Source organism: Shinella sp. 1A1, assembly GCF_055379515.1.
Map to the genome: position 1 here is coordinate 1,903,443 of NZ_AP039671.1, position 13,091 is coordinate 1,916,533.

12 protein-coding genes are annotated in these 13,091 nt (G+C 65.5%); 5 read left to right on the top strand and 7 right to left on the bottom strand.

The features are described 5' to 3' along the window. Window positions 1–3 precede the first annotated feature (3 nt). The 7 genes from ACZ48C_RS09475 to ACZ48C_RS09505 all read right to left on the bottom strand — a co-directional run bounded on the left by ACZ48C_RS09475 (window position 4) and on the right by ACZ48C_RS09505 (window position 7,889). Window positions 4–1,329 (bottom strand): efflux RND transporter periplasmic adaptor subunit, encoded by a 1,326-nt coding sequence (locus tag ACZ48C_RS09475; protein WP_464780946.1) that lies wholly within the window; start codon window positions 1,327–1,329, stop codon window positions 4–6. Between the two features lie 189 nt (window positions 1,330–1,518). Next, on the bottom strand, window positions 1,519–2,520 hold the full coding sequence (locus ACZ48C_RS09480; RefSeq protein ID WP_119256023.1) for an ABC transporter ATP-binding protein: 1,002 nt from the start codon (window positions 2,518–2,520) through the stop codon (window positions 1,519–1,521). Between the two features lie 12 nt (window positions 2,521–2,532). Further along, window positions 2,533–3,597, bottom strand: coding sequence for a Gfo/Idh/MocA family protein (locus ACZ48C_RS09485; protein WP_119256022.1), 1,065 nt, complete (start codon window positions 3,595–3,597; stop codon window positions 2,533–2,535). Then, the gene (locus ACZ48C_RS09490; protein WP_119256021.1) at window positions 3,594–4,436 is read right to left on the bottom strand and encodes a carbohydrate ABC transporter permease; all 843 of its coding nucleotides are present in this window, start codon (window positions 4,434–4,436) and stop codon (window positions 3,594–3,596) included. Before ACZ48C_RS09490 ends, ACZ48C_RS09485 begins: the two co-directional genes overlap by 4 nt. A 14-nt stretch (window positions 4,437–4,450) precedes the next feature. Then, window positions 4,451–5,401 (bottom strand): carbohydrate ABC transporter permease, encoded by a 951-nt coding sequence (locus ACZ48C_RS09495; protein ID WP_119256020.1) that lies wholly within the window; start codon window positions 5,399–5,401, stop codon window positions 4,451–4,453. 290 nt (window positions 5,402–5,691) lie between these two features. Further along, the gene (locus tag ACZ48C_RS09500; protein ID WP_119256019.1) at window positions 5,692–6,951 is read right to left on the bottom strand and encodes an ABC transporter substrate-binding protein; all 1,260 of its coding nucleotides are present in this window, start codon (window positions 6,949–6,951) and stop codon (window positions 5,692–5,694) included. A 44-nt stretch (window positions 6,952–6,995) separates the two neighbouring features. Next, window positions 6,996–7,889, bottom strand: coding sequence for an N-acetylmuramic acid 6-phosphate etherase (locus tag ACZ48C_RS09505; RefSeq protein ID WP_464780947.1), 894 nt, complete (start codon window positions 7,887–7,889; stop codon window positions 6,996–6,998). Window positions 7,890–8,085: 196 nt separating this feature from the next. On the opposite strand from ACZ48C_RS09505, the gene ACZ48C_RS09510 reads away from it, so the two are divergent. From ACZ48C_RS09510 to ACZ48C_RS09530, 5 genes are all read left to right on the top strand, one after another. After that, entirely contained in the window at window positions 8,086–8,973 is an 888-nt protein-coding gene (locus tag ACZ48C_RS09510) for a glucosamine kinase nucleotide-binding domain-containing protein (RefSeq protein ID WP_464780948.1), read from the top strand. After that, the gene (locus ACZ48C_RS09515) at window positions 8,970–9,734 is read left to right on the top strand and encodes a GntR family transcriptional regulator (protein ID WP_119256016.1); all 765 of its coding nucleotides are present in this window, start codon (window positions 8,970–8,972) and stop codon (window positions 9,732–9,734) included. The genes ACZ48C_RS09510 and ACZ48C_RS09515 overlap by 4 nt, the downstream gene beginning before the upstream one ends. A 24-nt stretch (window positions 9,735–9,758) precedes the next feature. Further along, window positions 9,759–10,781: an SIS domain-containing protein gene (locus ACZ48C_RS09520; RefSeq protein ID WP_464780949.1), complete on the top strand. Its 1,023-nt coding sequence runs from the start codon at window positions 9,759–9,761 to the stop codon at window positions 10,779–10,781. Then, on the top strand, window positions 10,778–11,938 hold the full coding sequence (nagA, locus tag ACZ48C_RS09525; RefSeq protein WP_464780950.1) for an N-acetylglucosamine-6-phosphate deacetylase: 1,161 nt from the start codon (window positions 10,778–10,780) through the stop codon (window positions 11,936–11,938). Before ACZ48C_RS09520 ends, nagA begins: the two co-directional genes overlap by 4 nt. A gap of 90 nt (window positions 11,939–12,028) precedes the next feature. Next, the gene (locus tag ACZ48C_RS09530) at window positions 12,029–13,084 is read left to right on the top strand and encodes a dipeptidase (RefSeq protein WP_464780951.1); all 1,056 of its coding nucleotides are present in this window, start codon (window positions 12,029–12,031) and stop codon (window positions 13,082–13,084) included. Window positions 13,085–13,091 lie beyond the last annotated feature (7 nt).

Consider the following 13,091-nt stretch of genomic DNA (forward strand, 5'->3'; position numbering starts at 1 on the left):
TCCTTACTTTGCCTGCTCGGTCTTGGCGGCATCGCCGCCTTCGGCCTTGCCGGCATCGCCGGTCTTGGCGGCACCTTCGCCGCCCTCAGCCTTGCCTGCCTCGCCTGCCGGGGCAGCACCCTCGGTCTTGGCATCCTTGCCGGCTTCCGAAGCGCCGCCTTCGGCGGGCGTCTTGGCAGCGTTGGCGACAGCATTCGGGTCCCATTCGGACGGCACGACTTCAGCGCCCGGCTGGACCTTCTGGAAGCCCTCGACGATGATCTTCTCGCCGTCCTTCAGGCCCTCGGTGATAACCCAGCGCGTGCCGGCGGCACGGCCGACGTGAACCGGACGCGGACCGGCCTTGTTGTCGGCGGAAACGACATAGACGAGCGCGCTGCCCGAGGCGTCGCGCTGCACGGCCTGCTGCGGCACGAGAACGGCGCCCCTCTCGATGCCCTGCTCGATCTGCACGCGCACATACATGCCCGGCAGGAGGTCGCCATCGGGATTCGGGAATTCGCCGCGCAGCGTCACCTGGCCGGTCGATTCGTCGACGGCCGCTTCGGAGAACAGCAGCTTGCCCGGCTGCGCATAGGTCGAACCGTCGTCGAGCATCAGCGTGACGTCGGCCGAATTGTTGTCGGCCATCAGGTCGCCGTCCTGCAGCGCCTTGCGCAGGCGGATGAGGTCGGTCGCCGACTGGGTGAAGTCGGCATAGACCGGATCGAGCTGCTGGATGGTCGCCAGGTTCTCCGTGCCGTTGGCCGAGACCAGCGCGCCTTCGGTGATGAGCGCGCGGCCGATTCGGCCGCTGATCGGCGCCTTCACTTCGGTATATTCGAGATTGAGCTTGGCCGTCGCGAGACCGGCTTCCGCGATCGCGACATCGGCATCGGCCTGCGCCAGCTTGGCGACGGCGTCGTCATAAGCCTGTGCGGAAGCGACGTTGGACTTCCGGAGCTGTTCCTGGCGAACGGTGTCGTTCTTCGCCTGGGCCTGTACGGCCTTGGCGCGGCGCAACGTCGCCTCGGCGCTTTCGACCTGCACCTGGAACGGCGCCGGGTCGATGCGGTAGAGCACGTCGCCTTCCTTGACCAGCGAGCCCTGCTCGAAGACGCGCTCGATGACGATGCCCGTCGCGCGCGGACGAACTTCGGCCGTGCGCGTCGCCGCGATGCGGCCCGGCAGGTCGTTGGTGATCGGCACGTCTTCCGCCTTGACGGTGATGGTGGCCACCTGCGGCGGCGGGAAGCCCCCTGCTCCCTGCGGCGCCTGTTCGTCCTTACAGCCGGCGAGGATCATGAGGGCGCCAAAGGTCGCAATCGAAATCGGTCTCGTAAAACGCATGGGTTCTTCCATAGGCGATGTCGGCAGAAGGCCGGCAAGGAGCTGAAAACATGAAGATGCGGTGACCGCAGGATCACCGCATCGCAACATACAAACAAGGCTGTATGTTAGTTTCTGTCTTTTGACAACTGAGGATAGCCGCGAGAAAGGCAGCAATCCACCCTCATCACAAAATTGTGATGAGGGTCCTCAACGTATCGCTCGGCCATCCGCATCGAAACGATGCGTCTGACCCGCCGCGGGCGTCGCGAAGACCACGTCGTCCACCGCATAGTGATGCTCGCCGAACAGCCGTGCCGTAAGCGCACCCACCTTTTCCGATTCGAGGTAGACGATCGTATCGGCGCCGAGATGCTCGACATGCACGACCTTGCCCTGCCATTCGCCGCTCTCGCGCGACAGCGTGATGTGCTCCGGGCGCACCCCGACAGTTTTCGCGCCCGCGACACCGAGGCGCGCCGCATCGATGAAGTTCATGCCCGGCGAGCCGATGAAGCCGGCGACGAAGAGGTTGGCCGGACGGTTGTAGAGTTCCATCGGCGAACCGACCTGCTGGATCACGCCCGCATCCAGAACGACGATCTTGTCGGCCAGCGTCATCGCCTCGACCTGGTCGTGCGTGACGTAGATCATCGTGGCCTTCAGTTCGCGGTGCAGCCTTGCGATCTCCAGACGCGTGTTGACGCGCAGCGCCGCGTCGAGGTTCGACAGCGGCTCGTCGAAGAGGAAGAGCTTCGGTTCGCGCACGATGGCGCGGCCAATGGCGACGCGCTGGCGCTGGCCGCCGGAAAGCTCCGCCGGGCGCCGGGCGAGATATTTCTCCAGCGACAGCATGGCCGAGGCCTTGTCGACGCGCTTGTCGATTTCGGGCTTCGGCGTGCCGGCCTGCTTGAGGCCAAGACCCATATTGTCCTTGACCGACAGGTGCGGATAAAGCGCGTAGGACTGGAACACCATGGCGATGCCGCGCTTGGCCGGCGGCACCGTCGCCACTTCCGTCCCGTCGATGGTGATCGAGCCGGACGTCGCGTCCTCGAGGCCGGCGATAATGCGCAGCAGCGTGGACTTGCCGCAGCCCGAGGGCCCGACGAAGATGACGAATTCGCCGTCCTTCACGTCAAGGTCGATGCCCTTGATCACATCGACATTGCCGAAGGACTTGCGTACGGATTTGAGTTGAAGAGAGCCCACCCGATATCCCCTTTAGAGCTTGACCGTCTGACCGGTTCTGACACTTTCGTCGGCGGCGAGGCAGATCCTAAGCGACTGCACCGCATCGTCCATGTGCCGTGAAAGATCGATGTCCTCACGGATTGCCTTCAGCACGAAGGCCTGCTCGCGGTCGCACAGTTCCTGATGGCCGGGCTCGCCCGCCATCTTCAGGTCCTCGTCCGGCGACAGGAACTTCCCGTCCGGCCCGGTCGCCGCATTGTGAAGGCGGATGACCGCCGTCTTGGTGTGCGTGTCGATGTCATCCGACTTGGCGTTCGGGTCCATGACGATGGAGACCGAGCCGTTCGGCGACATGACGTCCTTCACGAAGAAGGCCGTTTCCGAGATCATCGGGCCCCAGCCCGCCTCGTACCAGCCGAGCGAACCGTCGTCGAACAGCACCTGGAGATGGCCGTAATTGTACATGTCCGGCGCAATCTCGTTCGACAGGCGCAGGCCCATGCCGCGCACTTCGACGGGCTTGGCGTCGGTGATCTGGCACATCACGTCGACATAGTGCACGCCGCAGTCGACGATGGGCGGCGTGGTCTGCATCAGCGCCTTGTGGGTCGCCCAGGTCGGCCCGCTCGACTGCTGGTTCAGGTTCATGCGGAAGACGTAAGGCCCGCCGAGCTTGCGCGCCTCGTCGATGAGCCGCATCCACGAGGGATGATGGCGCAGGATGTAGCCGACGATCAGCTTGCGGCCGTTGGCGCGGGCACAGGCGACGACCCGCTCGGCATCGGCGACCGTGGTGGCCAGCGGCTTTTCCACGAAGACATGGGCGCCCGCTTCCATCGCCGCGATGGCGAATTCGGCATGGCTGTCCGAATAGGTGTTGATCGAGCAGAGCTCCGGCTTCAACTCCTTCAGCGCCTCCGGGAAGGACGGCAGGATCTCGTAGCCTTCGAGGCCTTCCGGAACGGCGACCTTCGAGCGGTTGACGAGACCGACGATCGTAAAGCCCGGATTTTCGTGATAGGCGAGCGCATGGCTCCTGCCCATGTTGCCGAGACCGGCGGAAAGGACACGGATGGGGGTCATGGCAGAGTTCACTTTACAGCTCCCGAAGTGATGCCGCGGATCAGTTGCCGCGAGAAGACGAGGTAGAGGACGAGGACGGGGAAGATCGCCAGCGACAGCGCCGCGAGCACTGCGTTCCAGTTGGTGACGAACTGGCCGATGAAGATCTGCGAGCCCAGCGTCACCGTCTTGGTCGCCTCGCTCGGCGCCAGGATCAGCGGGAACCACAGGTCGTTCCAGATCGGGATCATCGTGAAGACGGCGACTGTGGCCATGGCCGGCCGCACCAGCGGCAGCACGAGGCGGAAGAAGATCGCATATTCCGAAAGCCCGTCGATGCGCCCGGCATTCTTGAGGTCGTCGGAGACGGTCCGCATGAATTCCGACAGGATGAACACGGCGAGCGGGATGCCCTGCGCCGTATAGACCAGGATCAGCGCCGTCAGCGTGTTGACGAGGCCCGTCGCCACCATGCCCTGCAGGATCGCGACCGTGCCGAGGCGGATCGGGATCATGATGCCGATGGCGAGATAGAGGCCCATCATCGTGTTGCCGCGGAAGCGGTATTCCGAAAGGGCGAAGGCAGCCATGGCACCGAACAGCAGCACCAGGGCGATGGCGACCACCGTGACGATGAAGCTGTTCTGGAAGTAGGTGGCGAAATCCCCCTGCCCCAGCACCGTGTAGTAGCCGACGAGGTCGAAGGTCTTGGTGGTCGGAAGCTGCATCGGGTTGCGGAAGATCGCGTTGCGATCCTTCATCGAATTGATGAGCGTCAGGAACACCGGGAAGACCGAGACCACCGCATAGGCGATCAGGGCGAGGTGAACGAAGGACGAGCGGGCGAGCGAGGTGCGTGCCTTGTTGGACATGTCGGGCCCTCCGGTCAGAACTGGTAGCGACGCATGCGCCGCTGGATCACGAAGAGATACAGCGAGACACCGGCGAGGATGATGAGGAACATGACCGTCGCGATCGTCGCGCCCATCGAACGGTCGCCGAGCTGGAGCTGGAAGCCGAAGAAGGTGCGGTAGAGCAGCGTGCCGAGGATGTCGGTGGACTTGTCCGGCCCGGCCAGCGCGCCCTGCACGGTGTAGACGAGGTCGAAGGCGTTGAAATTGCCGACGAAGGTGAGGATCGAGATGATGCCGATGGCCGGCATGATCAGCGGCAGCTTGATCTTCCAGAACTGGCTCCAGCCCGTCACGCCGTCGCATTCGGCCGCTTCGACCACCTCTTCCGGGATGTTCAGCAGCGCCGCATAGATCAGCATCATCGGAATGCCGACATATTGCCAGACGGAGATCAGCGACACGGCGATCAGCGCCGAGCCGGGCTTGCCGAGCCAGGGCGAGAACAGCGACTTCAGGCCGACGAGATCCATGAGATAGGGCGAAACGCCCCAGATCGGCGAAAGGATCAGCTTCCAGATGAAGCCGACGATCACGAAGGAGAGCAGCGTCGGCAGGAAGATCGCCGTGCGGTAGAAGGCGGCGAAGCGCAGCTTGGGCAGCGACAGCATGGCCGCGAGCGCCACGCCGATCGGGTTCTGCACCAGCATGTGGATGACGAAGAAGACGAAGTTGTTCCTGAGCGCGTTCCAGAAGTCCGCCGCCCAGCGCTCGTCGCCGAACAGGACCTTGAAGTTGCCAAGGCCGACGAAGGTCGATTGACCGTCCACGACGTTGAACAGGGACAGGCGCAGCGTCTCGATCAGCGGCAGGATCATGACCGCCGAATAGACGATGAAGGCGGGCAGCAGGAAAACGCCGATATGCCAGCGCATGGGGCGCTTGATCGGCTCTGCTGCATCACGGGAAGAAGGTATGTCGCTCATGGCCCAGCTTGCCCCTCCGGTTGTTGTTCGTTCGGTTTTTGCATGCGCGAACGCCGTGCGCGGCAGCCCGGCCGCACATGACAAGTTCAGCATACACGATAGTGACGGGGTCGCTGCCCCAATCTGCCCTTCGGCGGCCTCTGTCCACCGGGACGAAGAGGCGATGCGGCAGGCGCGTCTGCAATAGTCAGCCGCGCCGCCCGGGTCCCTCCCCCCGCGCATGAGTGGGGAGAGGGCCGGAGCGGGAAAGCCCGCTCCTCAAGCAAAGTCCGGCAGCCGAAGCGCGAGGCTTACTTCGCCGGCTTGTACCAGCTGTCGAGGCCCTTCTGGAGCTTTTCGGCGGCCACTTCCGGCGTGTCGGTGCCGTTGATGACGTTGGCCGATTCCGTCCAGGTCTCGTTTTCGAGGTTCGGCGTGCCGCGCGACAGGATCTGGTAGGTCGAGCGGATCGTCGGCTTGCACTTTTCACGCCAGGAGACGAATTCCTGCGCCAGCGGGTCGGCCATCTTCACGGCCGTCGAGTTCAGGCTGAAGAAGCCCGGCAGCGAGTTGGCGTAGATGTCGGCGAATTCCGGCGAGGAGACGAAGGTCAGGAACTTCTTGGCGGCGTCCGCATTCGGGCTCTTGGCATTGAGGCCGATGCCGATGTCGTTGTGGTCCGAGATGTAGCAGGTGTCGCCGGCATTCTTCACCGGCGGCGGGAAGGCGCCCATCTTGAACTGCGCCTGCGTGTTGAACAGGCCGATTTCCCACGAGCCGGCCGGATAGATGGCGGCGCGGCCGAGCGTGAAGAGGTTCTGGCTGTCCGGATAGGTCTGCGCCTCGAAGCCGTCGCCGAGATAGTCCTTCCACTTGGCGAGGACGCGGTAGGGCTCGACCCAGCCTTCGTCGGTCAGCTTCTGCTCGCCCTTGATCAGCGCCTTGCGGCCTTCCTCACCCTTCCAGTAGGTCGGGCCGATGTTCTGGTAGCCCATGGTCGCGGCTTCCCAGAGGTCCTTCGTGCCCATGGCCATCGGGATGTAGTTGCCGTCCGCCTTGATCTTGTCGAGCATGGCGAAGAATTCGGCTTCCGTGGCCGGCGGCGTGATGCCGAGCTGCTCGAAGGCGTCCTTGTTGTAGATGAAGCCGTGGATGACCGAGGCCATCGGCACGCAGAAGGTCTTGGAGCCGTCGTCCGTCGTCCAAGCCGACTTGGCGACGTCGGAGAAGTTCTCCATGCCCGGCAGATCGTTGAGGGCGGTCAGATGACCCTTGTTGAAGAGTTCGAGCGAGGCGTCGAACGGACGGCAGGTGATGAGGTCGCCCGCCGAGCCGGCGTCCAGCTTGGCGTTGAGCGCGGCGTTGTACTCGGTCGGCGCGGTCGGCGCGAAGACGACCTTGATGCCCGGGTTCTTCGCTTCGAAGGCCGGGATGATCTTTTCCTGCCAGATGGCGAGGTCGTCGTTGCGCCAGCTTTCGACCGTCAGCGTGACGTCCGCCGCCTGAGCGATCCCGGCCGTGCCGAGGATGCTCGTGGCAAGAAGCAGACCTTTGATAGCGTTGCGTGTCATTGCATTCTCCCCTTTTATGCGCCGTAGCGCGTTTTGAGACCAGTTTATCCGATGGAATTGAGGGCGCGGCGAAGGCTCTGCCCCGAACGCTCCAACGCCGCCTGTGCGGCGCCGGGATCCTCCGCCCCCGCAGCCAGAAGCACGGCCGCCTTGACCGAGCCCCCGGAGCGCGCAAGAAGGCGCTCCGCCTCGTCGAGCCCGACACCCGAAATGTCGGAAACGATGCGGCAGGCGCGTCCTTTCAATTTGATGTTGTCGGCCTTGAGATTGACCATGTGCCCGTCATGGACATGGCCGAGATGGATGCCGACCAGCGTCGAGAACAGGTTGAAGGCGATCTTCTGCGCCGTGCCGGCGCCCATGCGCGTCGAGCCGGAAATCACCTCCGGCGGGGTCTGCAGAAGAATGGAGACATCGGCGCCCTTAAAGAGCGGCGCGCCCGGATTGTTGGCCATCGCGACGACGCGGGCGCCCTTCTCTTTCGCATGGGCGGCCATCGCCAGCGCATAGGGCGTGCTGCCGCTCGCGGAAACGCAGATCACGCAGTCCTTCGCATCGACGCCGGCGGAAACGGCATCGTTCACGGCAAGGTCGCGGTCGTCTTCATAGCCGCCGGCAAGGTCGACGAGGCTCGCGGCACCGCCGGCGAGCAGGATGACGATGCGGTCATGCGCGATGCCGTAGGTGCCGGGAAGCTCGAGCGCATCCGCCATGGCCATGAGGCCGGAACTGCCGGCGCCGGCATAGACGAGGCGGCCGCCGGAAAGAAGCGCATCGGCGGCAAGGCGGGCGGCTGCGGCGATATCGGCAAGCGCGGCATCGACGACGGCGGCCGCGGCCTTCTGCCCATCCGCAAGCACTTGCAGCGCGTCCACGGGCTGACGTTCGTCCAGCCCGTTCGCCTGATCATGCCTGCCCTCGGTCCTGCCTGCGGCCATGTCGTTTCTCCTCTGGCCGAAATTAATGCCAAAAAAATACCAATTGTCCATAGGAAATTAATTTATGAGACCACTTTTTTGACCTCAAATATTTTAATCTATAAAAATCAACTAGTTATACAAAAGCTGATTTTCGATACCACCATACCCCTTGGTTAATGGTATTTTTTTGGTATCGTTGTGCTCGGAGGTGCCCATGACTGACTATATTCTCGGTATCGACGGTGGGGGAACGAGCTGCCGCGCAGCGGTGGCGCGGCCGGACGGCATCATCCTCGGTCGCGGCAAGAGCGGGGCGGCCAATATCCTGACCGATCCCAACAACGCGATCATCTCCATCACGGAAGCGGCGAAAGCCGCCTATCGCGACGCCGGGCTCGACGAAGCCGGCGTCAATGGCGCCTCGGCCTTTCTCGGCCTTGCCGGCACCAATGTCGGCGACCTTACCCGCTACGTGCACGACCGCCTGCCCTTCCGCCACACCGACATCGACAGCGACGGCCTGATCGCCCTGCAGGGCGCGATCGGCGACGGCGACGGCGCGGTGGCGATCCTCGGCACCGGCTCCATCTATATGGCGCGCCGGAACAACACCGTCCGCTATATCGGCGGCTGGGGCTTCACCGTCGGCGATCTCGGCGGCGGCGCGCGGCTCGGCCATGCGCTTCTCCAGGAGGCGCTGCTCGCCCATGACGGCGTGCATCCGCGCTCGGGCGTCACGGACGCCATCCTGGAGGAATTCAAGGGCGATCCGCGCGGCATCGTCGAATTCGCGCGCCTCTCCAAGCCCGGCGACTTCGGCCGCTTCGCCCCCGTCCTCTTCGATCATGCCCGCCGGGGCGACACCCAGGCGATCGCCATCGTCAAGGCGGGCGCGGCGACGGTGAACGAATCCCTCGACGCCATCATGGCGCTTGCCGGCGAACAGCGCCTCTGCCTGCTCGGCGGCCTTGCGCCGATCTATCCGGAATGGTTGTGCGAACGGCACCGCTCGATCCTCGTCGAGGCCGAGGCCGATGCGCTGACCGGCGCCGTGGCGCTCGCCGCCAAGGGCTACCGGCAAAGAGCGGGAGCGGCCGCATGAGCACGCCCCTTTCCGCCATCCTGACGCCGGAAAGCCTGCAATCGGGCGTGCCCGGTCCGCTCTACCTGAAGCTCCGCCAGACGCTGGAGGACGCCATCACCTCCGGCAAGCTGAATTACGGCGATGCCCTGCCGGCGGAACGCGACCTTGCCGACCATGCCAATGTCAGCCGCGTCACCGTGCGCAAGGCCGTCGACGATCTCGTCAAGGACGGCCTCCTGGTCCGCCGCCACGGCTCCGGCACCTTCGTCGCAAAGCCGGTCTCCAAGGTGCAGCAGTCGCTCTCGCGCCTTACCTCCTTTACCGAGGACATGGCGCGGCGCGGCCTGACGACGCGCGCCGAGTGGATCGACCGTGGCCTCTTCCACCCCTCGCCCGACGAGATGATGATGCTCGGCCTGCCCGCCGACGCGCTCGTCGCCCGCCTCGGGCGCCTGCGCGTTGCCGACGACATGCCGCTCGCCATCGAGCGCGCCTGCATCTCCGCCGAGTTCCTGCCCGATCCCATGCAGGTGCAGGGCTCGCTCTATGCCGCGCTGGAAAAGCGCGGCTGCCGCCCGGTGCGCGCCGTGCAGCGCATCTCCGCCTACAACATGAAGGACCCGGACGCCTCGATGCTCGGCGTGCCGCCGGGTGCGGCGGGCCTTTCCATCGAGCGCATCTCCTATCTGCGCACCGGCCGGGTCGTCGAGTTCACCCGCTCCATCTACCGCGGCGACGCCTACGACTTCGTCGCCGAACTGACGCTGTCCGACACGTGAGCGTCCAATCGCAAAGGGAATTCCATGCAGACCAACATGCGAAAAGAGATCAATGAAATCCCAGAAGCGGCGGCCCGCCTGCTTGCCGGCTCCGCCGATGCCATCGCCGCTGCCGGCAAGGCGCTGCGCGAGCGCGATCCGCAGTTCTTCGTCACGGTCGCCCGCGGCTCCTCCGATCATGCGGCCCTCTTCCTGAAATATGCGATCGAACTCACCGCCGGCCGGCCGGTCGCTTCCCTCGGCCCGTCGCTCGCCTCGATCTACAGCGCGAAGCTGAAGCTCGGCGGCGGCGCGGCCATCGCCATCTCCCAGTCGGGCAAGAGCCCGGACATCGTCGCCATGGCCGACGGCGCCACGAAGGGCGGCGCGATCTCCATCGCGCTCACCAACACGCTGCCCTCGCCGCTCGCCGATGCCTGCACCCATTCGCTCGATCTTTCGGCCGGCCCGGAAATCAGCGTCGCGGCGACGAAGTCCTATGTGAACTCCATCGTCGCCGGCCTTGCCGTACTCGCCGAATGGACGGGCGACGCCGATCTCGACCGCGCCGTGAAGAACCTGCCGGAACAGTTCGCCAAGGCCGTCGCGCTCGACTGGTCCGAGCTTGCCGGCGACCTCAAGGACGCGCAGTCGCTCTATGTCCTCGGCCGCGGCCCGGGCCTTGCCATCGCGAGCGAGGCCGCGCTGAAGTTCAAGGAAACCTCGGGCATGCATGCCGAGGCCTATTCCTCGGCGGAAGTACTGCACGGCCCCGTCGCCCTCGTCGGCCCCTCCTTCCCGGTGATCGCCCTTGCCGCCCGCGATGCGGCCGAAGCCTCCGTCACCGGCATGGCCGACAGCCTCGCCGAGCGCGGCGCCTATGTCGGCATCACCGCGGCCGGCGCCAAGAGCGCGCGAAAACTGCCCTTCGTCGCCACGGGCCATCCAATCACCGATGCGCTGGCGTTGATCGTTCCCTTCTACGGCTTCGTCGAAGCCTGGTCGCGCGGGCGCGGCCTCGACCCCGACAAGCCGGTCAACCTCAAGAAAGTGACGGAAACCCGATGACAGCCCTCACCGCCATTACCGGAGCCCGGATCTTCGACGGCAATCTGTGGCATGACGACAGCGCGCTTATCGTCGAGGGCGGCAAGGTCGCCGCCATCGCCGCGCTGCGCGACGTGCCGGCCGACGCCCGGATCGTGCCGATGGACGGGCTTTCGCTCGTTCCCGGCTTCATCGATCTCCAGGTCAATGGCGGCGGCGGCGTGCTGCTCAACGAGCAGCACGATGTCGAGGGCATCCGCACCATGTGCGCCGCCCATGCCCGGTTCGGCACCACCGGCCTCCTGCCGACGCTGATCACCGACAACCGCGAGGTGACCGCGAAGACCATCGCGGCCGGCCTTGCGGCGCGCGAAGCGGACGTGCCCGGCTTCCTCGGCCTGCATCTCGAAGGCCCGCATCTTTCCATCGCCCGCAAGGGCGCACACGACCCGGCCCTCATCCGGCCGATGGAACAGGCGGACCTCGAGCGGACCATCGCCGCCCGCAAGGGCCTCGATACCCTGCTGATGACGCTCGCGCCGGAAAACGCGACCAACGAGCAGATCGCCGCGCTGCATGCGGCCGGCGTCACCGTCAGCCTCGGCCATTCCGACAGCAGCTATGCCACGGCGGCGGCGGCCGTCGAGGCGGGCGCGCACATGATGACGCATCTCTTCAACGCCATGAGCCAGCTCGGCAACCGCGAGCCCGGCATGGTCGGCGCGGCGCTCGATCTCGGCCATGTCAATGCCGGCCTGATCGCCGACGGCTACCACGTCCACCCCGTCGCCATCCGCGCGGCGCTCCGGGCGAAGCGCGGCCCCGGCCGCATCTTCCTCGTCACCGACGCCATGTCGCCCATCGGCACGGACATGACGAGCTTCTTCCTGAACGGCCGCGAGATCTTCCGCGAGGGCGGGCGCCTGACGCTGGCCGACGGCACGCTCGCCGGCGCCGACATCGATATGGCTTCCTGCGTGCGCTACATGCGCGACACCGTGGGCATCGATATGGAAGAGGCCCTGCGCATGGCCTCGCTCTATCCCGCCGAGGCCATCGGCATGACCGGCCGCAAGGGCCGCCTCACCCATGGCCACGACGCCGATTTCGCGGTCATCGACGACGGCGTTAACGTCCTGTCGACCTGGATCGGCGGCACTCCGGTCTTCAATGCCTGATGCGTGACGGCCCCGCCGCTCTCCTTGCGGACAGCGGCGGAATCGGCTCTACCCGAGCCCAGCAGGATAGAATTTGTCCGGGAGCGGTACATGCAATTGATCTTCGACGGCCACAACGATGTTCTCCTTCGGCTCTGGGAGCATGCGCGGGAGGGGATCGATCCCATCGCCGAATTCGCCCACGGAACCGACAAGGGCCATATCGACGCCCCGCGCGCCCTGAAGGGCGGCCTTGCCGGCGGCTTCTGCGCCATGTTCATCCCGCCGAACGAGGACTATCCGGCGCGTGAAGTCGACGCGAACGGCCATTACAGCATTCCGATGGTCGGCCCGCTGGAACAGCCCGCCGCGCTCGCCACCGCGCTCGAAATGGCCGCCATCGCCTTCCGGCTGGAACGCGCCGGCGCGCTTTCGATCTGCCGCTCCACCGCCGATATCCGCGCCGCCATGGAGGCCCGCCGCTTCGCCACCGTGCTGCATATTGAAGGCTGCGAGCCGATCGCAGAGGACCTCTCGACACTGGAGACGCTTTACGCCGCGGGCCTGCGCTCGCTCGGCCCGGTCTGGAGCCGGCACAACCGCTTCGGCCATGGCGTGCCCTTCGCCTTCCCCTCCTCGCCCGATACCGGCCCCGGCCTCACCCCGGCCGGCGTCGCGCTGGTGAAGGAATGCGACCGGCTCGGCATCATGATCGACCTCGCCCACATCACGGAAAAGGGTTTCTGGGACGTGGCGCGCGAAAGCAGCCAGCCGCTCGTCGCCACCCATTCCAACGCCCATGCGCTGACGCCGATCTCGCGCAACCTCACCGACCGCCAGCTCGATGCGATCCGCGAGCGCAAGGGCATTGCCGGCCTCAACTACGCGACCACGATGCTGCGCGCCGACGGCATGGAGAATGCCGACACGCCGCTCTCCGACATGGTTCGCCATATCGACCATATGGTGGAGCGCATGGGCATCGATTGCGTGGCGATCGGCTCGGACTTCGACGGCGCGACGATCCCCGCCGCCATCGGCGACGCGGCCGGCAACCAGGCGCTGGTTGAAGCGCTGCACGCCGCCGGCTACGGCGAGGACGACCTTGCGAAACTCTGCCGCGAGAACTGGCTGCGGCTTTTGAAAACCGTCTGGCGCGAAGCCTGACGAACAA

Excerpts from the sequence above, each read along its gene's own strand:
- ACZ48C_RS09475 (WP_464780946.1), bottom strand. The coding sequence starts at position 1,329 with ATGCGTTTTACGAGACCGATTTCGATTGCGACCTTTGGCGCCCTCATG.
- ACZ48C_RS09490 (WP_119256021.1), bottom strand. The coding sequence starts at position 4,436 with ATGTCCAACAAGGCACGCACCTCGCTCGCCCGCTCGTCCTTCGTTCAC.
- ACZ48C_RS09495 (WP_119256020.1), bottom strand. The coding sequence starts at position 5,401 with ATGAGCGACATACCTTCTTCCCGTGATGCAGCAGAGCCGATCAAGCGC.
- ACZ48C_RS09500 (WP_119256019.1), bottom strand. The coding sequence starts at position 6,951 with ATGACACGCAACGCTATCAAAGGTCTGCTTCTTGCCACGAGCATCCTC.
- ACZ48C_RS09505 (WP_464780947.1), bottom strand. The coding sequence starts at position 7,889 with ATGGCCGCAGGCAGGACCGAGGGCAGGCATGATCAGGCGAACGGGCTG.
- ACZ48C_RS09510 (WP_464780948.1), top strand. The coding sequence starts at position 8,086 with ATGACTGACTATATTCTCGGTATCGACGGTGGGGGAACGAGCTGCCGC.
- ACZ48C_RS09515 (WP_119256016.1), top strand. The coding sequence starts at position 8,970 with ATGAGCACGCCCCTTTCCGCCATCCTGACGCCGGAAAGCCTGCAATCG.
- ACZ48C_RS09520 (WP_464780949.1), top strand. The coding sequence starts at position 9,759 with ATGCAGACCAACATGCGAAAAGAGATCAATGAAATCCCAGAAGCGGCG.
- nagA (WP_464780950.1), top strand. The coding sequence starts at position 10,778 with ATGACAGCCCTCACCGCCATTACCGGAGCCCGGATCTTCGACGGCAAT.
- ACZ48C_RS09530 (WP_464780951.1), top strand. The coding sequence starts at position 12,029 with ATGCAATTGATCTTCGACGGCCACAACGATGTTCTCCTTCGGCTCTGG.